The sequence below is a fragment of the Micromonospora sp. NPDC005305 genome, from assembly GCF_040607315.1.
In the GTDB taxonomy this organism is placed as follows: Bacteria; Actinomycetota; Actinomycetes; order Mycobacteriales; family Micromonosporaceae; genus Micromonospora.
This window is the reverse complement of the sequence record NZ_JBEXGL010000002.1, coordinates 140,004-162,022: the sequence shown is the minus strand read 5'-3', so window position 1 is coordinate 162,022 and position 22,019 is coordinate 140,004. Positions and strand designations below refer to the sequence as shown.

General features: G+C 75.3%; 23 protein-coding genes. 14 read left to right on the top strand and 9 right to left on the bottom strand.

Features of this window, described 5'->3' with window-relative positions:
- Window positions 1–41: 41 nt before the first annotated feature.
- The gene (locus ABZS80_RS03815) at window positions 42–1,250 is read left to right on the top strand and encodes a benzoate/H(+) symporter BenE family transporter (RefSeq protein WP_355054308.1); all 1,209 of its coding nucleotides are present in this window, start codon (window positions 42–44) and stop codon (window positions 1,248–1,250) included.
- 14 nt (window positions 1,251–1,264) lie between these two features.
- Here the strand turns inward: ABZS80_RS03815 and ABZS80_RS03810 are convergent, their stop codons facing one another.
- From ABZS80_RS03810 to ABZS80_RS03795, 4 genes are all read right to left on the bottom strand, one after another.
- Window positions 1,265–1,630 (bottom strand): hypothetical protein, encoded by a 366-nt coding sequence (locus ABZS80_RS03810; RefSeq protein ID WP_355054307.1) that lies wholly within the window; start codon window positions 1,628–1,630, stop codon window positions 1,265–1,267.
- A 29-nt stretch (window positions 1,631–1,659) separates the two neighbouring features.
- Window positions 1,660–1,908, bottom strand: coding sequence for a hypothetical protein (locus tag ABZS80_RS03805; RefSeq protein ID WP_355054306.1), 249 nt, complete (start codon window positions 1,906–1,908; stop codon window positions 1,660–1,662).
- A 77-nt stretch (window positions 1,909–1,985) separates the two neighbouring features.
- On the bottom strand, window positions 1,986–2,456 hold the full coding sequence (gene mscL, locus ABZS80_RS03800) for a large conductance mechanosensitive channel protein MscL (protein WP_355054305.1): 471 nt from the start codon (window positions 2,454–2,456) through the stop codon (window positions 1,986–1,988).
- 39 nt (window positions 2,457–2,495) lie between these two features.
- On the bottom strand, window positions 2,496–3,179 hold the full coding sequence (locus ABZS80_RS03795; protein WP_355054304.1) for a FadR/GntR family transcriptional regulator: 684 nt from the start codon (window positions 3,177–3,179) through the stop codon (window positions 2,496–2,498).
- Between the two features lie 49 nt (window positions 3,180–3,228).
- On the opposite strand from ABZS80_RS03795, the gene ABZS80_RS03790 reads away from it, so the two are divergent.
- The gene (locus ABZS80_RS03790; RefSeq protein WP_355054303.1) at window positions 3,229–4,521 is read left to right on the top strand and encodes an MFS transporter; all 1,293 of its coding nucleotides are present in this window, start codon (window positions 3,229–3,231) and stop codon (window positions 4,519–4,521) included.
- A 10-nt stretch (window positions 4,522–4,531) separates the two neighbouring features.
- Here the strand turns inward: ABZS80_RS03790 and ABZS80_RS03785 are convergent, their stop codons facing one another.
- Entirely contained in the window at window positions 4,532–4,888 is a 357-nt protein-coding gene (locus ABZS80_RS03785) for an STAS domain-containing protein (RefSeq protein ID WP_091315546.1), read from the bottom strand.
- Between the two features lie 162 nt (window positions 4,889–5,050).
- Between ABZS80_RS03785 and ABZS80_RS03780 the strand changes: the two genes are divergently transcribed.
- The 6 genes from ABZS80_RS03780 to ABZS80_RS03755 are packed head-to-tail and all read left to right on the top strand — an operon-like array spanning window position 5,051 to window position 10,649.
- Window positions 5,051–5,911, top strand: coding sequence for an STAS domain-containing protein (locus ABZS80_RS03780; RefSeq protein WP_355054302.1), 861 nt, complete (start codon window positions 5,051–5,053; stop codon window positions 5,909–5,911).
- Window positions 5,911–6,321, top strand: a complete 411-nt coding sequence (locus ABZS80_RS03775; protein ID WP_355054301.1) for an STAS domain-containing protein — start codon at window positions 5,911–5,913, stop codon at window positions 6,319–6,321. Before ABZS80_RS03780 ends, ABZS80_RS03775 begins: the two co-directional genes overlap by 1 nt.
- A complete protein-coding gene (locus ABZS80_RS03770) occupies window positions 6,318–6,737 on the top strand; it encodes an ATP-binding protein (protein ID WP_151465717.1) in 420 nt (139 codons plus the stop codon). Before ABZS80_RS03775 ends, ABZS80_RS03770 begins: the two co-directional genes overlap by 4 nt.
- Window positions 6,734–7,747 (top strand): SpoIIE family protein phosphatase, encoded by a 1,014-nt coding sequence (locus ABZS80_RS03765; protein ID WP_355054659.1) that lies wholly within the window; start codon window positions 6,734–6,736, stop codon window positions 7,745–7,747. The genes ABZS80_RS03770 and ABZS80_RS03765 overlap by 4 nt, the downstream gene beginning before the upstream one ends.
- Before the next feature lie 32 nt (window positions 7,748–7,779).
- Window positions 7,780–9,108 carry a sensor histidine kinase gene (locus ABZS80_RS03760; protein WP_355054658.1) on the top strand — a complete coding sequence of 443 codons (1,329 nt, stop codon included), beginning with the start codon at window positions 7,780–7,782 and terminating at the stop codon, window positions 9,106–9,108.
- Window positions 9,109–9,110: 2 nt separating this feature from the next.
- Window positions 9,111–10,649, top strand: a complete 1,539-nt coding sequence (locus tag ABZS80_RS03755) for a SpoIIE family protein phosphatase (RefSeq protein ID WP_355054300.1) — start codon at window positions 9,111–9,113, stop codon at window positions 10,647–10,649.
- A gap of 10 nt (window positions 10,650–10,659) precedes the next feature.
- Here the strand turns inward: ABZS80_RS03755 and ABZS80_RS03750 are convergent, their stop codons facing one another.
- Window positions 10,660–11,496 carry an AraC family transcriptional regulator gene (locus ABZS80_RS03750; RefSeq protein WP_355054299.1) on the bottom strand — a complete coding sequence of 279 codons (837 nt, stop codon included), beginning with the start codon at window positions 11,494–11,496 and terminating at the stop codon, window positions 10,660–10,662.
- A gap of 32 nt (window positions 11,497–11,528) precedes the next feature.
- Between ABZS80_RS03750 and ABZS80_RS03745 the strand changes: the two genes are divergently transcribed.
- The 4 genes from ABZS80_RS03745 to ABZS80_RS03730 all read left to right on the top strand — a co-directional run bounded on the left by ABZS80_RS03745 (window position 11,529) and on the right by ABZS80_RS03730 (window position 14,925).
- Window positions 11,529–12,095, top strand: coding sequence for a TIGR03086 family metal-binding protein (locus ABZS80_RS03745; RefSeq protein WP_355054298.1), 567 nt, complete (start codon window positions 11,529–11,531; stop codon window positions 12,093–12,095).
- A gap of 75 nt (window positions 12,096–12,170) precedes the next feature.
- Window positions 12,171–12,707: a PadR family transcriptional regulator gene (locus tag ABZS80_RS03740; protein ID WP_355054297.1), complete on the top strand. Its 537-nt coding sequence runs from the start codon at window positions 12,171–12,173 to the stop codon at window positions 12,705–12,707.
- Window positions 12,704–13,405, top strand: coding sequence for an ABC transporter ATP-binding protein (locus ABZS80_RS03735; RefSeq protein WP_355054296.1), 702 nt, complete (start codon window positions 12,704–12,706; stop codon window positions 13,403–13,405). Before ABZS80_RS03740 ends, ABZS80_RS03735 begins: the two co-directional genes overlap by 4 nt.
- Window positions 13,402–14,925, top strand: a complete 1,524-nt coding sequence (locus ABZS80_RS03730) for an FtsX-like permease family protein (RefSeq protein ID WP_355054295.1) — start codon at window positions 13,402–13,404, stop codon at window positions 14,923–14,925. The genes ABZS80_RS03735 and ABZS80_RS03730 overlap by 4 nt, the downstream gene beginning before the upstream one ends.
- A 21-nt stretch (window positions 14,926–14,946) precedes the next feature.
- On the opposite strand, the gene ABZS80_RS03725 is transcribed toward ABZS80_RS03730, so the two are convergent.
- Window positions 14,947–15,111 (bottom strand): hypothetical protein, encoded by a 165-nt coding sequence (locus ABZS80_RS03725; protein ID WP_355054294.1) that lies wholly within the window; start codon window positions 15,109–15,111, stop codon window positions 14,947–14,949.
- Window positions 15,112–15,174: 63 nt separating this feature from the next.
- On the opposite strand from ABZS80_RS03725, the gene ABZS80_RS03720 reads away from it, so the two are divergent.
- Entirely contained in the window at window positions 15,175–16,125 is a 951-nt protein-coding gene (locus ABZS80_RS03720; protein ID WP_355054293.1) for a threonine/serine dehydratase, read from the top strand.
- A gap of 52 nt (window positions 16,126–16,177) precedes the next feature.
- Here the strand turns inward: ABZS80_RS03720 and ABZS80_RS03715 are convergent, their stop codons facing one another.
- Window positions 16,178–18,274 (bottom strand): S9 family peptidase, encoded by a 2,097-nt coding sequence (locus ABZS80_RS03715; RefSeq protein ID WP_355054292.1) that lies wholly within the window; start codon window positions 18,272–18,274, stop codon window positions 16,178–16,180.
- Window positions 18,275–18,374: 100 nt separating this feature from the next.
- Between ABZS80_RS03715 and ABZS80_RS03710 the strand changes: the two genes are divergently transcribed.
- Entirely contained in the window at window positions 18,375–19,802 is a 1,428-nt protein-coding gene (locus ABZS80_RS03710; RefSeq protein WP_355054291.1) for an FAD-binding oxidoreductase, read from the top strand.
- A gap of 29 nt (window positions 19,803–19,831) precedes the next feature.
- Here ABZS80_RS03710 and ABZS80_RS03705 read toward each other — a convergent pair whose 3' ends face one another.
- Window positions 19,832–21,895 carry a SpoIIE family protein phosphatase gene (locus ABZS80_RS03705; protein ID WP_355054290.1) on the bottom strand — a complete coding sequence of 688 codons (2,064 nt, stop codon included), beginning with the start codon at window positions 21,893–21,895 and terminating at the stop codon, window positions 19,832–19,834.
- Window positions 21,896–22,019: the final 124 nt, after the last annotated feature.

Here is a 22,019-nt window from a genome sequence, read left to right as displayed (position 1 = left end):
GGCCCGTTCCGTAAACGGAACGGCGGGCGAGGGGGAGAGCGATGGCCGGTCGACTGCAACCCGTGCTGGCCGGCGTGGTGACCGCCCTGGTCGGCTTCGCCAGCTCGTTCACGGTCGTGCTCGCCGGGCTGCGCGCCGTGGGCGCCGACCAGGCGCAGGCCGCCTCCGGGCTGCTCGCCCTCTGCGTCGCCAGCGGCTGCTGCGCCGTCTGGCTCGGCCTGCGGCACCGGCTGCCGCTGGCCATCGCCTGGTCCACCCCGGGCGCCGCGCTGCTCGTCGCCACCGGGCCGGTGCCCGGCGGGTGGCCGGCGGCGGTCGGCGCCTTCCTGCTCACCGGCCTGCTGATCGTCGCGGCGGGGCTCGTGCCCGCGCTCGGCCGGGCCGTCGCCGCGATCCCCGCGCCGATCGCCAGCGCCATGCTCGCCGGGGTGCTGCTGCCGCTCTGCACCGCGCCCGTCCGGGCCCTGGTCGAGGTGCCCCGGCTGGCCGGGCCGGTGGTGCTCGCCTGGCTCCTGCTGCACCGGTTCGCCCGGCGGTGGGCCGTGCCCGGCGCGCTCGCCGCGGCGGTGGTGGCGATCGCGCTGACCGCGTCCGGGCCGGCCCGCATCGACGCCGCCCCGGCCGTCGTGCTGACCGCGCCCGCCTGGACCCTGCCCGCGATCGTCGGGTTGGCGCTGCCGCTGTTCCTGGTCACCATGGCCGCGCAGAACGTGCCGGGCACGGCCGTGCTGGCCGGCTACGGATACCGCGCCCCGCTGGGCTCGGCGCTCCGCGTGACCGGGCTCGCGACGGCGCTCGGCGCGCCGGCCGGCGGGCACGCCGTGAACCTGGCCGCGATCACCGCCGCGCTGGCCGCCGGCCCGGACGCCCACCCCGACCCGGAGCGGCGCTGGATCGCCTCGGTCACCGCCGGGATCGGTCTCGCGCTGCTCGGCCTGGGCGCCGGCGTGGCCACCGCCCTGGTGCTGCTCTCCCCGCCGGTCCTGGTCGAGGCGGTGGCCGGTCTCGCGCTGCTCGGCGCGCTGGCCGGCGCGGTCGCGGCGGCGGTGGCCGCGCCGGACGCCCGGGAGGCCGCCGTGGTCACCTTCGTGGTCACCGCCTCCGGGGTGAGCCTGCTCGGCGTGGGCGGCGCGTTCTGGGGGCTGGTCGCCGGCTGGCTGATGCTCCTGCTGTTCCGCCGCCGTCGCCCGGCCCCGCCACCGGTGGCCGAGCGGGCACCGGAGCCGGCCGCTCCGGCCCGGGCCGGCTGATCAGGCGACGCGAGTCATTCCTCCGGGGGGAGCTGGCCGGCGGGGACGGTGAGGCGTACGCCGTCGTCGGTGACCGCCGCGATCCGGTCGGCCAGCACGTAGACCGCGCCGGTGCGGGCCAGCTCGGTGGAGACCTTGAGGTAGCCCTCGCGCAGCAGCCGGGCGGCCAGGTCGGCCGGGACGTCCGGCTCCTCGGCGGCCGCCGACTCGATCAGCTCGTCCAGGCTGCTGCCCGGGTCCACCGGGGCGGGCGCCTGCACGGTCACGGCGGCCGGGTCACCGCGCTGGACGAGATCCACGGTGCCCACCTCGACGCCGGTGGAGTCGACCACCCGCATGCCGGTGGTGACCCGGGAGACGCTGTCCTGCTGCTGGCTCATACAGGCGCGGTTCCCGAGGCGCGCGGGCGCTAAACGGGCGGGGCCCAGCCTCTCGGCGGGCGCGGGGACAGCTCGCGCCACGTGTCCGGCCCCTCCAGCAGCGCCCGGACCGTCTCCTCGGCCTCCTCGACGCTGGCGTACTCGTAGAACTGGGAGACCCCCTCGGCGCCGCCGGCGCGCTGCTCGACGTGCCAGCGGTCGGCGTCGACCCGGAGGAAGACGTCCCGCCGGGCCAGCCGCCCCCATTTCCCGTTCCACCAGTGCCTGCGCTGCTCCATGCGGGGACTCTATCGAACATGTGTTCGACACACGTCGGCCCCCGCGGGATTCCCACGGGGGCCGATCGGCTATGGGGTCAGCGCGCGGCCGGGGGCTCCTGCCGGCGGCCGAGCACGTCGTCCAGCGCGCCGCGCTGGGCCGGCGTGCCGTGGTTGCCGGCGAGCAGCGCGTCCCGGATCTCGGTGAGCAGCTTGACCTCCTCGCTCGGGGCGGCGGGCGGCGGCTCCTCGCCGCGCTTGCGCCGCTCGGCGAGCCGGTTCATCGGGTAGACGACCAGGAAGTACAGCGCCGCCGCCGTGAGCAGGAAGGTGATCGCGGCGTTGACGAAGGCCACCCAGTCGAACGGGATCTCCCGGAAGGTCGGCGTCGAGCCGGTGAGGCCGTTCTTGCTGCCGGTGATCAGCGCGATGAACACCCGGACCAGCGGTTCCAGGAACGACTTGGTGAGCTGGGTGACCACCCCGGTGAAGGCGGCACCGATGACGACACCGACCGCCAGGTCGACGACGTTGCCGCGCATGATGAAGTCTTTGAAGCCCTTGAGCATCCGTACTCCCGTGCTGTCCGAATTTCCGTCCGGCACAACCTATGCCCGGGAGGGGGCTTCGAGAAAAGCACCGGCCTCGATCGCCGCCCGGGCCGGGTCGCCGTCCCGGATGGCCTCGACCAGCCGGCCGTGGTCCACGTACCGCTCGGGCTCCAGGGTCTCGCCCATCGCCTGGGCCACGGTGCTGCGCAGCGCGGCGCCGACCGACGCGTAGAGCTCGGCCAGCATGGCGTTGTGCGCGGCGGCCACCACGGCGGTGTGCAGCGCGGCGTCCGCCTCGACGAACTCACCGACCCGGCCGGAGCGCCAGGCGGCCTCCCGGGTGGCGAGCGCGCGGTCGAGCGCCGCCAGGTCCTCGGGGGTACGCCGCAGCGCGGCGAGCCGGGCCGCCTCCACCTCGAAGGCGCGCCGGACCTCGATCACCTCGGCCATCCGGTCGGCGGTGAGCCGGCGGGCCACCACCGGGGCCAGCTCGTCGGTCGACACCACGTAGGTGCCGGAGCCCTGCCGGCACTCCAGCACCCCGGCGTGCACCAGCGCCCGGACGGCCTCGCGGACCGTGTTCCGCCCGACGCCCAGCGCGGCGACGAGCTGCGGCTCGGTGGGGATCTTCGCGCCCACCGGCCACTCGCCGCCGAGGATCCGGCCCCGGAGCTGCTCGATGGTCTGGCGCACCCGGTGGCCGCGTGGCGGCACGGCGACGGAATCGACGGCGGGTGTCACCGGTTACACCTCCTGCCGAAATTCATCCCATGATTGTAGGTTCGAGGTCATGACCCCGCCACCCCCGCCCACCGGAGCCCCGGTCACCGACGCGCTCACCACCGATGTGACGCCCGGGCCGGCCCCGGCCGCCGCCCCCGCGCCGCAGGCCACCCCGGCCCGCGGCGGCCTGCTGGTCCTGGTCGGCATGCTGCTGGTGGCGGTCAACCTGCGCGCCGCGGTGACCAGCCTGGGCGCCCTGCTCGACGAGATCCGCGACGGGCTCGGCCTCTCCGGCGCGACGGCCGGCCTGGTCACCACGCTGCCCACCATCGCCTTCGCCGGGCTCGGCGCGCTCACCCCGTGGCTGGTCCGCCGCTGGCCCGCCGCCCGGGTGCTGGTGGTGGCCATGGTCGCGCTGACCGTCGGGCAGGTGCTGCGCGTGGTCACCGACTCGACGGCGGTCTTCGTGCTCACCAGCGCGCTCGCGCTGGCCGGCATCGCGGTCGCGAACATCCTGCTGCCCATGCTGGTCAAGCAGCACTTCCCGCAGCGCACCGGGCTGGTCACCGGGGCGTACACGATGGCGCTCACCGTGGGAACCACGGTGGCCGCCGCCTCGGCGGTGCCGATCGCGCACGCCTTCGGCTCGTGGCGGGCCGGTCTCGGCGTGTGGGCCGGGCTGGCCGCGGTGGCCGTACTCCCGTGGGTGCCGCTGGCGCTGCGCGCCCGGGCCGCGCGCCGGACGGCGACCCCGGCGGTGGCCGCCGCCGCGCCGGCGCGGGTACGGCCCGCGCGCACCCGGCTCGGCTGGGCCATGGCGGTGTACTTCGGGGCGCAGTCGCTCAGCGGGTACGCGATCATGGGCTGGCTGGCCCAGCTCTTCCGGGACGCCGGCTACGCGCCGGAGGCGGCCGGCCTGCTGCTCGCCGGGGTGACCGCGCTCGGCGTGCCGGTGGCGCTCATGATGCCGGCCCTGGCCGGCCGGCTGCCCACGCTGCGCCCGCTGGTGCTGTCGCTGACCGCCTTCTCCACGGCCGCGTACGTCGGCCTGGCGCTCGCGCCGCACGGCCTCGCGCCCCTCTGGGTGCTGCTGCTGGCCTTCGGTCAGGGCGCGTTCCCGCTGATCCTGACCACGATCGGGCTGCGCGCCCGGACCGCCGAGGGCACGGTCGCGCTCTCCGCCTTCGCGCAGAGCACCGGCTACGTGATCGCCGCGCTCGGCCCGCTGCTGGTCGGCATCCTCTACGAGGCGACCGGGGGCTGGACCGCGCCCATCGGCTTCCTGCTGGTGGCGCTCGCCGTGCAGACGGGGGCGGGCATGGTGATCGCCCGCCCTCGGCACATCGAGGACGAGCGCTGAGGGGAAACGGTCAGGAGGAGGCCGGCGTGGGATCGCCCGCCACGGCCTGCTCCACCGTCGGGTAGGTGTGCAGCACCTCGACCAGGCCGCTCACCTCGAGGATGCGGAGCACGCCGCGCTGCGGGGCGGCCAGCCGGACCACGCCGCCGGCTTCGTCGCAGCTGTTCTTGGCGCGTACGAACACCGACAGCCCGGTCGAGTCGCAGAACGACACCTCGGCCAGGTCGAACACGAGGCGGTTGCGCCCCTTGTCGAGCAGGTCCGTGATCTGGTCCTGGAGCTGCGGTGCCGTCGCCATGTCCAGCTCGCCCGCGACCGACACGACGACCACGTCGCCGCGCTGTTCCGTGTGCACCGTCAAGGACATTCGCCGACCTCCTGTATTCGGTGGAACGGTATCCCACGAAGCTGGCAGCGTGCAGAACGGGAGCCGAGAAGGGTGCCCTCGATCATTTCGTTGCTCCGCGACAACTAGTGCCGCAGACCGCGGTGATAGAGTCCGGCCCGTCCAGAGTTCAGGGAGGTCACCATGGCGTTGAGCGCCGAACAGAGTGGTCGGCTCGCCCGCCTGCTGACCGAGCACGCCGACCGGCTGACCGCGCGCTGGACGGAGATCGTCGCCGACTCGCTGCGCGGCCGGCTCAGCCAGGCGGAGCTGGCGCGGCAGGCGCGGGAGTTGCACCGCAGCATCATCGACGCCGGGCAGCACGGTCTCCGCGACCTGGCCGACGAGCACGGCGGCGAGCTGCGGGCGGTGCTGGCCGAGCTCTCCGCCAGCCGGGCCCGCCAGGGCTTCAGCGCCACCGAGACCGCGATCAGCGTGTTCGCGCTCAAGGACGCGCTGCTGGAGCTCATGGAGCAGAGCCGGGACGCGGACACCCTCCGCGACTTCGTCGCCTACTCCGCCCTGATCGACCAGATGGGGCTGTTCACCTTCGAGAGCTTCGTGCGCACCCGCGAGGGCCTGATCGCCGACCAGGCCGAGCAGCTGCTGGAGCTGTCCACGCCGGTGGTGAAGCTGTGGGAGGGCGTGGTCGCCGTCCCGCTGGTCGGCACCCTCGACTCGGCCCGCGCCCAGGTGGTGATGGAGCGGCTGCTCCAGACCCTGGTCGACACCGGCTCGCCCTACGCGATCATCGACATCACCGGCGTGCCGGCGGTGGACACCCAGGTCGCCCAGCACATCCTCAAGACCGTGGTGGCCGCCCGGCTGATGGGCGCCGACTGCATCATCTCCGGCATCCGGCCGCAGATCGCCCAGACGATCGTGGCCCTCGGCATCGAGTTCGGCGACATCGCCACCAAGGCGAGCCTGGCCGACGCGCTGCGCCACGTGCTGCGCCTCACCGGCGTCGAGACCGCCACCCGCCGCGCGCGCCGGGAGTCCTGATGGAGCGGGTGCCGATCCTCAAGATCGGTGACATCCTGCTGGTCTCCATCCAGCTCGACATGTCCGACCAGACGGCGATCCAGCTCCAGGAGGACCTGGCCGAGCGGATCGTCGCCACCGGCACGCACGGCGTGATCATCGACATCACGGCGTTGGACATCGTCGACTCCTTCGTCGGCCGGATGCTGTCCACCATCGCGTCCATCTCCAAGGTGCTGGACGCCGAGACGGTGGTGGTCGGGATGCGTCCCGCCGTCGCCATCACCCTGGTCGAGTTGGGGCTGTCGCTCAACGGCATCCGCACCGCGCTGAACGTCGAGCGCGGCATGGAGCTGATCGCGGCGAGCCGGGCCGACGAGTGGGACGAGGCGGACGCCGACGAGGACGCCGAGACGACGGCCACGCCATGACCGCAGGCGTCGACCTGGGGGTGCCCGCGACCCAGGCGATCCGCAGCGACGAGGACGTGGTCCGGGTGCGGCAGCTGGTGCGTACCACCGCCGTCGCCGTCAAGCTCTCGCTGGTCGACCAGACCAAGCTGGTCACGGCCGCCAGCGAGCTGGCCCGCAACACGCTGATCTACGGCGGCGGGGGCAGCGCCGAGGTGACCACTGTGGAGGACGGCCGCCGCCGCGGAGTCCGCATCGTCTTCGCCGACCAGGGGCCGGGCATCGCCGACCTCGACGAGGCCTTCACCGACGGCTTCACCACCGGTGGCGGGCTGGGCCTGGGGCTCAGCGGCGCCCGCCGGCTCGTCGACGACTTCGACATCTGGACCGCTGTGGGTGAGGGCACCCGGATCACCGTCATCAAGTGGTCCCGATGATCGGCGACGTGGTCGCCGACCACGGTCTCTGGTTCCGGGTGGAGAACGGCGCCGCCGCGAGCAGCGTGCGGCGGGCCGCCGAGCGGCTCGGCCGGCAGGTGGAACTCGGCGAGCCGCGCGTCGCCGACCTGGCCATCGTCACCGCCGAGATCACCAGCAACCTGGTCAAGCACGCCCGGGAGGGCACCCTGCTGCTCCGGCCGGTGCGCCGGGGCGGGCGGGCCGGGGTGGAACTGGTGGCCATCGACTCCGGCCCCGGCATGGCCGATCTCGCCCTCTCGTCGGCGGACGGGCACTCCACCACCGGCACCCTCGGCATCGGCCTCGGCGCGATCGCCCGGCAGGCGAGCCGGTTCGACGGCTACTCCCTGCCCGGCCGGGGCACCGTGCAGGCCGTCCAGGTCTGGGACGGCCCGGTTCCCGGGCCGGACTGGGCCGGCGCGCTGGCCCGGCCGATCACCGGCGAGCAGGTCAGCGGCGACGGGTACGCGGTGCGGGTGGTCGACGGCCGGCGGCAGGTGCTGGTCTGCGACGGCCTCGGGCACGGCCCGCTGGCCGCCGCCGCCACCGGGGCCGCGCTGGCCGCGTTCCGGGCGGCGCCGGCCGGTTCGCCGTCCACCGTGGTGCAGAACCTGCACCGGGCCATGTCGCACACCCGCGGCGCCGCGCTCGCGGTGGCCGAACCCGACCCCGTGTCGGGCTTGCTGCGGTACGCCGGGCTGGGCAACATCGCAGCCATGATCGTGGCCGCGGGCGAGCGGCGGCGGGGCCTCGTCTCGCTGCCCGGCATCGCCGGACACCAGCGCCCCTCCGTGCGGGAGTACGACTACCCGTTCCCGGCCGGGGCGACCCTGGTCATGCACAGCGACGGCGTGACGGACCGCTGGGACCTGGCCGACTACCCCGGCCTGGCCGGCCGCGCGCCGCTGCTGGCCGCCGCCACCCTGCTCCGCGACGCCGGGATCCGCCGGGACGACGCCTGCGTCCTGGTCGCCCGGGCGGAGCCGTGACCCGCCCGTCCGCCCAGGACCCGCTGCTGCAGATGGCGCTCCGGGTGGAGCAGGACATCTTCCTGGTCCGGCAGCGCGGCCGGGAGGTGGCCGCCGCGGTCGGGCTGGAGAACCAGGACCAGGTACGCCTGGCCACCGCCCTCAGCGAGGTGGCCCGGGACCTGCTGCGCGCGGTCGGCGGCGCGGACGTCACCTTCGCGGTCGTCGTCGACGCCCACACCGGCCTGCCGGTGCTCCGGGTCGATCTGGCACCGGTCCGCCCGCTGCCCGGCGGCCGCTACGAGCCGCAGTCCGGTGCGGTGGCGCGTCTGGTCGACATGCTGGGTGTGGTGACCGCCGGGGGCGATACGGTCGTGAGGATGTCCCGACGAGTCCCGGCGCAGGCGCCGCCGTTCACGCCGGAGCGCCTCGCCCAGCTCCGGACCGAGCTGGCCAGCAGCGCTCCGGGCACGGTGCTGGACGAGTTGGCCGCGCAGAACAGCCAGCTCATCGCCGCCCTCGACGAGGTGCGCAGCCAGCGCGACGAGCTGGAGGTGCTCAACTCCGAGCTCCAGGAGACCAACCGGGGCGTCATGGCGCTCTACAACCAGCTCACCGAGGAGCTGGAGGAGACCAACCGCGGTGTGGTGGCGCTCTACGCCGAGCTGGACGAGAAGTCCGCCCAGCTCCGCGCCGCCAGCGAGTCGAAGAGCCGGTTCCTGGCCAACGTGAGCCACGAGCTGCGCGCCCCGGTGACCGCGATCATCGGGCTGGCCCGGCTGCTCGGCGACTCCGCGTCCGACCCGCTCACCGCCGAGCAGGCCCGGCAGGTGGGGCTGATCCGGTCGTCGGCGGCCGACCTGCTCGGCCTGGTCAACGAGCTGCTCGACCTGGCCAAGGCCGAGTCCGGCCGGCTCGAACCCAACTGGGCCGAGGTGGACCTGCGGGCGCTCTTCGGGCAGCTCCGCGGCACGCTGCGGGCGCTGGCCACCCGGCCCGAGGTGGAGCTGGTGGTGGAGGAGCCGCCGGCCCCGGCGACCACCCGCTCGGACGAGGTGCTGCTCGCCCAGGTGCTGCGCAACCTGCTGCACAACGCGCTCAAGTTCACCGAGCGGGGTGAGGTGCGGCTGCGGGCGGAACGCCGGGGCGAACACTGGTCGCTGTCGGTCACCGACACCGGCGCGGGCATTCCGCCGGAGCTGCACGAGCGGATCTTCGAGGAGTTCTACCAGGTGCCGGGCACGACCCGGGTCGGCGGCACGGGCCTCGGCCTGCCCTACGCGCGGCGGCTGGTCACGCTGCTCGGCGGGGCGCTGGAGCTGGTGAGCGAACCGGGCCGGGGCAGCACCTTCACCGTGGTCCTTCCCGTGGGCGGAGCCTGACGGTGGAGAGCGGTCCGGCGACCGTGCTGGTGGTCGACGACAGCAGTCCGAAGCGGTACCTGCTGGTGCACTGGCTGACCCGGGCGGGCTTCGCCACCCTGGAGGCGGAGAACGGCGCCGAGGCGCTGGACCGGGTGCGCAAGGACCGGGTCGACCTCGTGGTGCTGGACGTCCGGCTGCCCGACATGAGCGGCTTCGAGGTCTGCGAGCTGATCAAGGAGTCCCACCCGTCGACGCCGGTCATCCACGTCTCCGCGCACGCCGTGGACGTGGTGGACCGGGCGCAGGGGCTGACCCGGGGCGCGGACGCGTACCTGGCCGAGCCGATCGAGCCGGAGGAACTGGTCGCCACCGCGCACGCGGTGCTCCGCTACTACCAGGCCCGGCAGCGGGCCGAGCTGCTCGCCGAGCGGCTGGCCGCGCTGGCCGACGCGACCGTGGAGATGCACGCGGCGTCGAGTTTCGTCCGGCTGCTGGAGGCGGCGGCGGCCGGCGCGGCGCGGATCTTCAAGAGCCCGGCGGCCGTGGTGGCGGAGACGTTCGACGGGGACTGCCTGGTCGGGGTGACCGTCGGGCCGGAGGCGCCGCCGGTGATCGTGCCGTGGACGGTGGACAACACCGGGCAGCCGATCGGCACCCGCGTCCGGGTCGACGAGCCGGGCGCCTGGGACCTGACCGCCTGGCCCGACGGCGACACGGTGACCGTGGCCGCCACCCGGCTCCGGGAGGACCGGCCTGCGCTCTACGTGGTGGTGCCGACCGCCACCCAGACCGTACGCACCCCGGTGCTGGTGCAGCTCGCCCAGGCGGTCGCCTCGGCGGTCGAGGCCCAGCGCTCCTTCGACCAGGAGCACCGGATCGCGGTGACCCTCCAGCGCAGTCTGCTGCCCCGCCGGCTGCCCGAGATCGCCGGCCTCGACCTGGCCGTCCGCTACGAGCCGGCGAGCGCCCAGACCGAGGTGGGCGGGGACTTCTACGAGCTGGTGATGCTCGACGGGCACCTGCTCATGGCGATCGGCGACGTGGCCGGGCACTCGCTGCACGCCGCCACGGTGATGGCCGAGCTGCGGCACGCGGTGCGCGCGTACGCGGTCGAGGGCCACCCGCCGGGGGTGATCCTGGACCGGGTCAACGAGCTGATGCGGACCCTGCTGCCGACCGAGCTGGCCACCATCTGCGTGCTGCTGCTCGATCCGGGCAGCGGCCTGATCCGGCTGGCCAGCGCCGGGCACCTGCCGGCCCTGGTCAGCAGCGACGGGCGGACGGACTTCGTGCAGCAGTCCGCCCCGCTGCTCGGCGTGCGCGCGCCCCGCCCGCCGGACCTGGAGTTCGTGCTGCCGGCCGGGGCCACGCTGGTCCTCTACACCGACGGGCTGATCGAGCGGCGCGACGCCACCATCGACGAGGGCATGGCGGCGCTCGCCGCGGTCGCCACCCGGGTCGACGACGACCTCGACCAGTTCTGCCAGCGGCTGCTGGTCGAGCTGGCGCCGCCGGAGATCCACGACGACGTCGCGGTGGTCGCCGTACGCCGCCGCTGACCGCCGGGGGTCACCCGCGCCGCGAGGCGGCCAGCGAGCGGGCGTACGCGGCCGGTGACACCCCGGCCACCGCGGTGAACTCGCGGACCAGGTGGGCCTGGTCGGCGTACCCCAGGTCGGCGGCGACGCGCGACCAGTCCAGCGGCCCGGCGGCGGCCTGCTCGATCGCCTCCTGGAGCCGGTAGCGGCGGATCACCCACTTCGGGCCGACGCCGACGTGGTCCAGGAACAGCCGCTGGAGCCGCCGGGTGGAGATCGCGTGCCGCCGGGCGAAGTCGTCGACGCGCAGGACGGCGCGGTCGGCGCGGATCTCCTCGACCAGGGCGGTGGCCTCGGCGGTGAGCGGGTCCGGCGCCGGCTGCCAGGCGGTGAGCAGGTCGTCGAGCCGGCGGCACCGCTGCGTGTCGGTGCCGGGGCAGACCGGCCCGGCGGCGAACGGCGCGGCGGGGGCCGTGCCGGCCGGTGGCGGCCCGGCGGGCAGCGGGAGGCGCCGGCCGGTCAGCTCGGAGACCGGGCGGCGCCAGAAGGGGCGGAAGCCGCCCGGGCGGAACTGGACGCCGGTGACCCGGCCGGCGCCGTGCAGCGTGATCGTGAACAGGCCGGTGTCCACGCCGGCGATCTCGCCGTGCTCCGCCTCGCCGGCCCGGGCCTGGAACACCACGTTGACCGCGGGGTGCGGGACGATCCGCTGGTCGAACGGGTCGGTCAGCTCCCAGTCGACAAGCCAGTAGTGCTCGACCCAGGGGCGCAGCGCCGGGGCGGGCAGCCGGCGCCGGAAGTGGACCCGCCGCCGGAGCCGGCCGGGGTCGAGGATGCCCCGGTTGTCCTGCCGCGGTTCGTGTCGCATTTCTTCAAGACCGCCCTCATACGCTGGTCCCTATGACCACGAAGACTAGTGAGCTGCTGGCCGTCGCCGCGCCCCGGACGGCGGCGGTGGTCCAGGGCATCTCCGACGACCAGCTCGGCCTGCCCACCCCGTGCCCCGACTACACGGTGCGCGACCTGCTCAACCACCTCTTCGACGTGGTGGTGAACTTCCAGGACCTGGCCCGCCGGCGGGAGGTGGACTGGGCAGCCAAGACCGACCACCTGGCCGAGGGCTGGCGCGACCGGTTCGCGACGGAGGCCGACCGCCTGGCGCGGGCCTGGTCGGATCCGGCGGCGCTGGAGGGCGTCTCGCCCGGCATGGGCCTGCCGCAGGAGACCGTCGGCGACATGGCTCTCATCGACCTCACCGTGCATGGCTGGGACCTGGCCCGGGCGACCGGCCAGCGGCTGGAGGTCGACCCGGCGGTGCTCGCGGCGGGGCACGGCTTCATGGACCGGATGGGCGACACCGGGCAGAAGATGGGCGCCTTCGGCGAGCCCGTCCCGGCCACCGGCGAGCCGACCACGCTGGACGCCCTGCTCGGCCGGACCGGCCGCGACCCCGCCTGGACCCCCTGACCCGACCGGCCCGTGCGGCGACCCGCCGTACGGGCCGCTCTTGACACCACTATTCGCTCAATGAATAGTGTGGGCGTGTCCACTCAGCACGTACTGCTCGGGCTGCTCGCGCGCGGCCCCCGGCACGGCTACGAGCTGAAGCGTGCCCACGACGAGCGGCTGCCCCGGGCCCGGCCGCTCGCCTTCGGGCAGGTCTACGCCACCCTGGCCCGGCTCCAACGGGACGGCCTGGTCGCCCCGGCCGGCCAGGCCCGCGAGGGCGGGCCCGACCGCACGTCCTACGCGCTCACCGGCGAGGGGCGGACCGCGCTCGACCAGTGGCTGGCGACCGTCGAGCCACCGATGCCGTACGTGGCGAGCACCCTCTTCGCCAAGGTGGTCGTCGCGCTCATGGTGGCCGACGTCGAGCGGGCCCGCGCCTACCTGATCGCCCAGCGCCGGGCGCACACCGAGCGGCTGCGCGAGCTGACCGCCGTGAAGACCGCCCCGGCGGCCGGCCTCGACGACGTGATCGCGGCCGACTTCGCCATCGCCCATCTCGACGCCGACCTGCGGTGGCTGCACACCACCCTCGAACGGGTCGCCGACTGGCACCGGGAGGTGCACTCGTGAGTCTTCTGGAGGCGCGCGGCGTGGTCCGGGCGTACGGGAGGACGCCGGCCCTGCGCGGCGTGACGCTCGGCGTGGCCGAGGGCGAGATCCTCGCCGTCACCGGCCCGAGCGGCTGCGGCAAGTCCACCCTGCTGCACTGCCTCGCCGGCATCCTGCGCCCGGACGCCGGGCAGGTCACCTGGCGCGGGGAGCGGATCGACGAGTGGTCCGAGTCGGCGCGGTCCCGGCTGCGGCGCACCGAGTTCGGGGTGCTCTTCCAGTTCGGTCAGCTCGTCGCCGAGCTGACCGCGGCGGAGAACGTCGCCCTTCCGCTGCTTCTCGCCGGCACGGGGCGGCGAGAGGCGCGGACGGCGGCGCTCACCTGGCTGGAGCGGCTCAGCGTGGCCGAGGTCGCCGACGTCCGGCCGGGCGAGATGTCCGGGGGTCAGCAGCAGCGGTGTGCCCTGGCCCGGGCCCTGGTCACGGAGCCGCGGGTGCTCTTCGCCGACGAGCCCACCGGCGCGCTGGACACGCTCACCGGCGAGCAGGTGCTCACCCAGCTCGTCCGGCTCGCCCGGGAGCAGCGCACCGCCGTCGTGCTGGTCACCCACGAGCCGCGGATCGCCGCGTACGCCGACCGCGAGGTGACCCTGCGCGACGGGGCGGTCGACCAGTCGGGCCTGGGCCTCGACGCGCCGGTACCCGGCGGCCACCGGTGAGCCCGGGCACCCTGATCCGGCTCGCCGGGGCGGGCACCCGGACCGACACCGCCCGGGTCGCGCTGACCGCGCTGAGCGCCGCCCTGGCCACGCTGGTCGGGCTGGCCGCGCTCACCGTGCTGGCCATTCCCACCCCGCCGGCCACCGACGACAACTCCGTCCGCTGGTCCCTCCAGTACACCAACGGGCTGCTGCGCGAGCCGGGCCTGCGGGGTGGCCTGGCGTTCGGCCTGCTGCTGCTCGTCGTGCCGGTGCTCGGGCTGGCCGGGCAGTGCGCCCGGCTCGGCGCGCCGGGCCGGGACCGCCGCCTGGCCGCGTTCCGGCTGGCCGGGGCGACCCCGCACCAGGTCACCCGGATCGCGGCCGCCGAGACCGGGCTGGCCAGCCTGCTCGGCACCGTCGGTGGCCTCGCCGCCTTCCTGGCCGGCCACCGGCTGCTGCACCGGCCCGGCGCCGACGGACGGCTGCCGCTGCCCACCGACGTCCACCCGGCCTCGCCGGCAATGCTGGCCGTGGTGCTCGGTCTGCCGCTGCTTGCCGCCCTGGTCAGCGCGGCCCTGCTGCGCCGGGTCACCACCACCCCGTTCGGCGTGGTCCGCCGGTTCCGCACCCGGGCGCCCTGGCCGTGGCCCGGCCTGCTGATCCTGGTGGGGCTGGCCCTGTTCGCCGCGTTCCGGCCGGTCGGCCTCTGGTACGAGCGGCGGCACGCCGAACCGCCGCTCTGGCTGCTGCCGGCGCTGCTGATCCTCGGTGCCCTGGCCGCCATGGTCGGGGTGATCGCGGGCACCGGCTGGCTCTCCCACGCCGCCGGCCGCCTGCTGCACCGCCACGGCCGCCGCCCGGCCGCGCTGCTCGCCGCACGCCGGCTGACCGCCGACCCGTGGGCGGGCAGCCGCACCCTGGCCGCCCTGCTGGCCGCGCTCGTCTTCGGTGCGGGCGCCGCCGGGCTCCGCGCCGACTTCCTGGCCTCCATGGAGCTGGAGCGCCGCACCGGAGCCGGGATGGCCGGCTCGGACTCCTTCTACCTGGGCGCCATGGACCTGGTCGACCTGGGCGTCGCGGTGTCCGTGGCCATCGCGGGCGGCGGGCTGCTGGTGGCGGTCGTCGAGGGGATCACCACCCGCCGCCGGGCGTACGCAGCGCTGGTGGCCACCGGGGTGCCGCGCGCCACGATCGGCCGCTCGCTGCTCTGGCAGTCGCTCGCCCCGGCGGTGCCCGCCATCGGCCTCGCGCTGGCCGTCGGCTACCTGCTCGTCCGGGGCGTGTTCCCCGCACCGACCGCCGGGGGCTACGCGCAGGAGGTCTGCGACGCGGGCGAGCAGCTCTGCGCGGGCCCGGCCACCCGGGCCCGCCACACCCGCACCGAGTGGGTGCCCGAGGTGACCGTCCCGCCGCACGTACCGTGGGAACAGCTGGCCTGGTTCGCGGCCGGCGGGCTGGCCGCGGTGCTGCTCACCGTCGGCGTCGGCCTGCTCTTCCTGCGCGCCAGCACGACGGTCGAGGAGCTGCGCACGACCTGACGACGGCGGCGGGTCCCGCGGTCAGCGGCCGCCGAGGAGGCCGGCGGACCAGGCGACGGCCACGCCGATCAGCGCCGAGCAGCAGCAGACCACCATGGCGGAGGCGACCACACCGAGGATCAGCCAGACCGGTGCGCGCCGGGCCGGCCCCGGTCCGCCCTCCGCCCGCTGCTCGTCCTCGCTCATCCCGGCAGTCTAGGCGGCCGGCGCGGGGCGGCGGCCGATCCCGGCGCGCGGCAGGATGGGGCGATGGAGCTGGTCTCGATCGCCGACATCCGGGCCGCCGCCGAGGACGTCGCGGGCACCGTGGTGCGCACCCCGCTGCTGCCGACGCTCTGGGACGACGAGCTGTGGCTCAAGCCGGAGAGCCTGCAACCGGTCGGCTCGTTCAAGCTGCGCGGCGCCACCCACGCGGTGGCCCGGCTGGACCCGGCCGCCCGGTCCCGGGGCGTGGTGACCCACTCCTCGGGCAACCACGGGCAGGCCCTGGCATACGCGGCCCGGGCGTTCGGCGTGCCCTGCACCGTGGTCGTGCCGGAGGGCGCGCCGCGGATCAAGGTGGACGGGATGCGGGCGCTCGGCGCCGACGTGCGGCTCGTGCCGCCGGCCCACCGGCTCGCCGAGGCCGAGCGGATCGTCGCCGACACCGGGGCCGCGCTCGTGCCGCCGTTCGACCACCCGTGGATCATCGCCGGCCAGGGCACCGTCGGCCTGGAGATCGTCGCCGACCTGCCCGACGTGGAGGTGGTGCTGGTGCCGGTGGGTGGCGGCGGGCTCTCCTCGGGCGTGGCCACCGCGGTCAAGGCCCTGCGCCCGTCGGCCGCCGTGGTCGGGGTGGAGCCGCTGCTCGCCGCCGACGCGCGCGACTCCCTGGCCGCCGGGGAGGTGGTGGTCTGGGAGGTCGAACGCACCTACCGGACGTGTGCGGACGGGCTGCGCACCAACCTGTCCGAGCTGACCCTGGCTCACCTGCGGGACCGGCTCGACGGCATCGTCACGGTCACCGAGGACGAGATCGTCGCGGCGATGGGACGGCTGCTGCGCGAGGCCCGGCTGGTGGCCGAGCCGAGCGGCGCCGTCGCGCTGGCCGCCCGGCTGTTCCACCGGGACGAGCTGCCGCCCGGCCGTACGGTCGCGATGGTCACCGGCGGCAACGTCGACCCGGCGGTGCTCGCGGCCGCTCTCGGCTCCGGACGTTAAGAGGGGGCCCCTGCTATGCATGAGGCGTTAACAGGGGCCCCTTCCTTGCATCTCAGGCGCGGTTCAGCCGGTCGAGGGTCCAGGCGTTGACGAACGCCTCCTCGCGCCAGGCGTCGTACCGGCCGCTGGGGCCACCGTGGCCGGCGCCCATCTCGGTCTTCAGCAGGTAGTCGCCCCGCGGGGCGACCGCCCGCAGCCGGGCGATCCACTTGGCCGGCTCGTGGTAGAGCACCCGGGTGTCGTTGAGGCTGGTCACGGCGAGGATCGCCGGATAGTCCACCGCGGACACGTTCTCGTACGGCGTGTACGACTTCATGTACGCGTAGACCTCGGGGTCGTCGAGCGGGTTGCCCCACTCCTCCCACTCGGTGACCGTCAGCGGCAGCGACGGGTCGAGGATCGAGGTGAGCGCGTCCACGAACGGCACCTGCGCGACGATGCCGGCGAACGCGTCCGGTGCGAGGTTGGCGACCGCGCCCATCAGCAGGCCGCCGGCCGAGGCGCCCCGGGCCACCAGCCGGTCGCTCGCCGTCCAGCCGGCCTTGACCAGGTGCCGGGCGCAGGCCACGAAGTCGGTGAAGGTGTTCTTCTTGGCCAGCAGCTTGCCCTCGTCGTACCAGCGGCGGCCCAGCTCGCCGCCGCCGCGGATGTGCGCCACCGCGAAGATCACGCCGCGGTCGAGCAGGCTGAGCCGGGCGATGGAGAACCAGGGGTCCATGCTCGCCTCGTAGGACCCGTAGCCGTAGATGACGGCGGGCGCGGAGCCGTCGCGCGGGGTGCCCGTGCGGCACACCAGCGAGATCGGCACGCGGGTGCCGTCGTCGGCGAGCGCCCAGTCCCGGTGCTGCTCGTAGTCGGCCGGGTCGTACTCGCGCCCGTCCGGGCCGGGCCGGACCGGCTTCCGCCGGCGCAGCACCATCTGCCGGGTGACCAGGTCGTAGTCGTAGACCGAGTCCGGGGTCACCAGCGAGGTGTAGCGCAGCCGCACCTCCGCGGTGCGGTATTCCGGGTTGGCGTCGAGCCCGACGCTGTAGATCGGCTCGGGGAAGTCGATGTCGAAGCTGTCGCCACCGCCGACCGGCAGCACCCGCAGCCCGGTCAGCCCGTTGCTGCGCAGCGAGACGACCAGGTGGTTCTCGAACGCGTCGACGGACTCCAGCCGCGTGCCGGGGGTGTGCGGGATCAGCGGCGTCCAGTCGCCCGGCGCGTCGGCCGAGGTGTACGCGAGCGCGAAGTCCTCCGCGCCGTCGTTGTGCAGGATCAGGAACCGGTGCCCGTGGTGCTCCACCGCGTACTCGACGCCCTGCCGCCGCGGCGCCACGACGGCCGGCTCGCCGGTGGGGTTGCCGGCCGGGATGACCCGGACCTCGCTGGTGATCTTGCTGTGGATGTCGATGAGCACGAAGCGCTCGGAGCGGGTCAGCTCGACGCCCACCCAGAACCGCTCGTCGTCCTCCTGGTGCACCACCACGTCCTCACTCGACGGGGTGCCCACGGTGTGCCGCCAGACCCGGTTCGGCCGCCAGGAGTCGTCGACCGTCACGTAGAACAGCGTCGACGCGTCGTTCGACCAGGCCGTGCCGTAGAAGGTGTCCGGGATCTCGTCGGGAAGCACCTCGCCGGTCTGGAGGTCCTTGATCCGCAGGGTGAAGCGTTCGTCGCCGGAGAAGTCGGTCGAGTGGGCCAGCCAGCGCCCGTCCGGGCTGACGTCGAACGCGCCCAGGGAGAAGAAGTCGTGCCCCTCGGCGAGCTGGTTGCCGTCGAGCAGCACCTCCTCGCCGTCGAGCGGGGCGCCGTCCGCGCTGACCGGCGGGGCGGTCTCGCCGTCGCGGACGGCCCGGCGGCAGTGCACGCCGTACTGCTGGCCCTCGACGGTGCGGGTGTAGTACCAGTAGCCGTCCTTGCGGGTCGGCACCGACAGGTCGGTCTCCTGGGTGCGCCGGCGGGTCTCCTCGAACAGCTCCGCGCGCAGCTCCGCCAGGTGCGCGGTGCGCGCCTCCGTGTACGCGTTCTCCGCGGTCAGGTAGGCGATCGTCTCCGGCTCGTCCTTGGCGGCGAGCCAGGCGTACTCGTCGACGACGGTGTCGCCGTGGTGGGTCCGCTCGGCCGGAACGCGCTTGGCGACGGGTGGGGGCTTCTCGGTGGTCACGGCGTCACGTTACCGGCCGTCGGGTCGCTGCCGCGGTCGCGCGCCGCCGGAATCCCGCGACTCGCCGGCAGGGCTTTCGAACATGTGTACGATAACCGCCATGGCGGCTGCAGCGCGTTCCACCGATCGACCCGGAGCCCTCGAGATCACCCGGAAGCTGGCGGAGATCTGTGGCCCGCCGTTCGCCCGGTTCGCCGGCCCGGCCGACGAGGTGGCCGGCCGGACGGCCCGCTGGGTGGCGGTGCCCGGCGGTCCCCACGCCGCCGCCGAGGTGCTCCGGCTGGCCGCCGCGCACGACCTGACCGTGGTGCCCCGTGGCGCCGGCACGAAGATCGACTGGGGTGCCGCACCGGCGCAGGTCGACATCATGCTCGACACCGGCCGGCTGGCCGGGGTCTGGCACGAGCCGCAGGCCTCGGCGGTGGCCGAGATCGGCGCCGGCACCCCGCTGCGGGCCGTGCAGGCCACCCTGGAACGCACCGGCCGGCGCCTCCCGGTCGACGCGCCCTCCCCCGGGGCGACCCTCGGCGGGGTGCTGGCCGCCGACGAGTCCGGCCCGCTGCGCCACCGGCACGGCAGCCCGTGCGCACAGCTCGTCGGGGTGCGCTACCTCGACGCCGACGGTGAACTGGTCAGCGTGGGGGAGCCCGGCACCGCGCTGCTCGGCCGGGCCGGGCCGGCGGGGGGCGGCGCGGCGGCGCTCTTCGGCGCGGCCGAGGTGCCGGGGCTCGACGTGGCCCGGCTGCTCTGCGGCTCGCAGGGCGGCCTCGGGGTGCTGGTCTCGGCCACCATGCGGGTGCAGGCCGTGCCGGCCGGCCGGGTCTGGGTGTCCCGTCCGGTGTGGACGCCGTTGGAGGTGCACGACCTGGTCCGGGCGGTGCTCGCCGCACGGCTCGACCCGGCGGCGGTCGAGCTGGACCTGCCCGTGCCGGTGCCGCTGCCGCGCCGGCGGATCCCCGCCTCCCACCCGTCCGTGGCCAACCGGCCCGACCACCCGGCGGTGACCGGGCGACCGGGGCGGCCCGCCGCGGCGGGCAGCCTGGTGGTGCTCCTCGAAGGCGGCCCCGCCGACGTGGCGGAACGCGCCGACCGCCTCACCGCGCTGCTCGGCACCGAGGCCGTGGTCAACCACGCCGCCCCCGAGTGGTGGGGCCGCTACCCGTTCGCCCCCGGCGACACCGCCCTGCGGATCGAGGTGCCCATCAACGACCTGCACGCCGCCGTCTACGCGCTGCGCGACGCGGCCGGCACGCCGGTCCCGGTGCGCGGCTCGGCCGGGATCGGCGCCGTGCACGCCGCGCTGCCCGGCTCGCTGCCGCGCGACCGGGTGGCCTCGATCCTCGCCGCCGTCCGGGGCGTGCTCATGGCCCGGCAGGGTCGCTGCGTGGTGGTCTCGGCCCCCGCGCCGGTCCGCCGCGCCGTCGACCTCTGGGGCGAGCTGCCCACCCTGCCGCGCCTCCGCACGGCCAAGGCCCACCTCGACCCCCACCACCGCCTGTCCCCGGGCCGCCTCCCCGGCGGCCTGTAACCAACCCCAACCCCGGCCCGGGGCAGTGGTTACAGGGCGTCGTTGCGGAGGACCAGCACCGCTATGTCGTCGCGTGGGGGTTCCACCGAGAAGGCGATGGCCGTGGCGCGGAGGCGGGCGGCGACCACGTCGGCCGAGTAGCCGGCCAGGGGCGCCGCGGCCTCGCGCAGTCGGTCGGTGCCGAACAGTTCCCGGCCGCGCCGCCGCTCGGTGACCCCGTCGGTGTAGAAGACCAGCGCGTCGCCCGGTTTGAGCGCGATCTCGGCGGTCGGGGTGGCGATCGAGTCGAGCAGCCCGAGTGCCGTGCCGCCGGTGCCGACGAAGCCCGCCCCTCCGCCGCCGTGCAGCAGGACCGGCCGGTCGTGCCCGGCCAGGTGCAGGGAGACGTCGAGCTGGTCACCGTCACCCGGGCCGACCGCCGCCAGCGCCAGCGTGCAGTAGCGGCCGCCGCCCCGCTCGACCAGCGTCTCGTTGAGCCGGCCGAGCACCTCCGGCAGCGGCTTGCCGTCGCCGACCAGCACCCGGATGACGTCCCGGACCAGCCCGGTCACCGCCGCCGCCTGGACGCCCTTGCCGGAGACGTCGCCGACCACCACGAGCCACCGGCCGTCCGGCAGCGGCACCACGTCGTAGAAGTCGCCGCCGACCTCGGCGTCGTCGCCGGTGGGCACGTACTCGGCCGCGAAGCCGATGCCCTCGACCACCGGGAGCACCGGCGGCAGCAGTGACTGCTGGAGGGTCTGCGCGACGCGCCGGCGCTCGGCGTGGATCCGGGCGTTCTCGATGGCCAGGGCGGCCCGCCGGGCCACGTCCTCCAGCACCGAGACCTCGTCGGGGTCGTGCCGGTGCCGCTGGTGGCGGCCCACGGCCAGGGTGCCGAGCCGCTGCCCGCGGGCGATCAGCGGTACGGCGAAGCCCTCCATCGGCCCGCTCAGCGGCACCTGCGCGGCGCTCCGGGACGCCTCCCGCAGCCGGGCCTGGATCGAGTCCGGCCCGGTCTCCTGGAGCACCCGGTGCAGCTGCGGCAGGACCGACTCGTCGGCGTGGCTGGCCGCGGCGAGCCGCAGCCGCCCCCACTCGTCGCTGGTGTGGACCGCGCACCACTGGCCGAGCCGGGGCACCACGAGCTGCGGGACGAGCGCCATGGTCAGCTCGACGTCCAGCGACTGGGCGAGCAGCTCGCTCGCCTCGGCCAGGAAGGTCAGCCAGGCCGACCGGCGCACGTCGGCGCGGCGCAGCCGGTCGTTCTCCAGGTGCAGGGAGAGCCGTTCGGCGGCCAGCACCGCGAGGGGCCGGGCGTACGCGGAGGGCGCCGCGTCCAGCTCCAGCTCTCCGGCGTACGGGCGGTGCACGGCGAGCGGGACGCGGAGCAGCTCGTTGCCCTCCCGGGGCTGCCGGCCGTAGCGGGCGAGCACCTGGCTGCCCTGCCCGTCGCCGCGGTCCAGCCGCACCACGCCGCCGGCGGCGCCGACCATCTCGGCGACCCGGGTCAGCAGCCCGGCGGCGAACTCGGGCAGCGGGTCGTCCGCGTACGGGTCGGGGGTGGTCTGCATCAGCTCGCTCATCGCGGCGGCGCTCGGGGTGCCCCCGTCGGCCGGCGCGAGGGCGGCGAGCGCGGCGCGGGTCTCGGCCGGCCGGGCGGCCGCCCCGAGGTTGGGCCGGTCGAGCCGGAACCAGACGCCCTTCCCGGTGGGCAGGTAGGTCGTACCCCACCGGCTGGCGAAGTGGTCGACCAGCAGCAGCCCGCGCCCCCGCTCGGCCACCTCGGTGATGTCGGAGGTGATGTTCCGGACACCGACCATCAGCTCGTCGACCGGGCCGGAGGCGAAGTCGGTGACCGTGACGGTGAGCCCCGCCGGGTCGGCTTCGACCTCGATGTCCAGTTCGGTGCGCGCGTGCTCGACCGCGTTGGTGGTGAGCTCGGTGGTCAGCAGCAGCGCCTCGTTGAGCAGTTCGTGCAGGTCCGCCTCGGCGAGCACGGACCGCACGAGCGCCCGGGCCGCCGCGGGCGTGCGCCGGTCTGCGGGGAGGCGGACGCTCCGGACGTGTTCGTCCGAGCCGCCGTTCATCGCCGGCCCCGCCTCCGCTGACACCTCCGTATCCTCCACCGCCGCGCCCCCGGGTGCCAAGCCACTCCGCCGATCCGGTCGGCGCGGGACAGATCGGGCGTGGCGCGCGGCCGGAGCCCGCGGCCTCGACGCGACACGCGGCAGAATG

Coding starts and splice junctions, on each gene's coding strand:
- ABZS80_RS03815 (WP_355054308.1), top strand. CDS start 42: ATGGCCGGTCGACTGCAACCCGTGCTGGCCGGCGTGGTGACCGCCCTG.
- ABZS80_RS03810 (WP_355054307.1), bottom strand. CDS start 1,630: ATGAGCCAGCAGCAGGACAGCGTCTCCCGGGTCACCACCGGCATGCGG.
- ABZS80_RS03805 (WP_355054306.1), bottom strand. CDS start 1,908: ATGGAGCAGCGCAGGCACTGGTGGAACGGGAAATGGGGGCGGCTGGCC.
- mscL (WP_355054305.1), bottom strand. CDS start 2,456: ATGCTCAAGGGCTTCAAAGACTTCATCATGCGCGGCAACGTCGTCGAC.
- ABZS80_RS03790 (WP_355054303.1), top strand. CDS start 3,229: ATGACCCCGCCACCCCCGCCCACCGGAGCCCCGGTCACCGACGCGCTC.
- ABZS80_RS03785 (WP_091315546.1), bottom strand. CDS start 4,888: ATGTCCTTGACGGTGCACACGGAACAGCGCGGCGACGTGGTCGTCGTG.
- ABZS80_RS03780 (WP_355054302.1), top strand. CDS start 5,051: ATGGCGTTGAGCGCCGAACAGAGTGGTCGGCTCGCCCGCCTGCTGACC.
- ABZS80_RS03775 (WP_355054301.1), top strand. CDS start 5,911: ATGGAGCGGGTGCCGATCCTCAAGATCGGTGACATCCTGCTGGTCTCC.
- ABZS80_RS03770 (WP_151465717.1), top strand. CDS start 6,318: ATGACCGCAGGCGTCGACCTGGGGGTGCCCGCGACCCAGGCGATCCGC.
- ABZS80_RS03765 (WP_355054659.1), top strand. CDS start 6,734: ATGATCGGCGACGTGGTCGCCGACCACGGTCTCTGGTTCCGGGTGGAG.
- ABZS80_RS03760 (WP_355054658.1), top strand. CDS start 7,780: ATGGCGCTCCGGGTGGAGCAGGACATCTTCCTGGTCCGGCAGCGCGGC.
- ABZS80_RS03750 (WP_355054299.1), bottom strand. CDS start 11,496: ATGCGACACGAACCGCGGCAGGACAACCGGGGCATCCTCGACCCCGGC.
- ABZS80_RS03745 (WP_355054298.1), top strand. CDS start 11,529: ATGACCACGAAGACTAGTGAGCTGCTGGCCGTCGCCGCGCCCCGGACG.
- ABZS80_RS03725 (WP_355054294.1), bottom strand. CDS start 15,111: ATGAGCGAGGACGAGCAGCGGGCGGAGGGCGGACCGGGGCCGGCCCGG.
- ABZS80_RS03720 (WP_355054293.1), top strand. CDS start 15,175: ATGGAGCTGGTCTCGATCGCCGACATCCGGGCCGCCGCCGAGGACGTC.
- ABZS80_RS03710 (WP_355054291.1), top strand. CDS start 18,375: ATGGCGGCTGCAGCGCGTTCCACCGATCGACCCGGAGCCCTCGAGATC.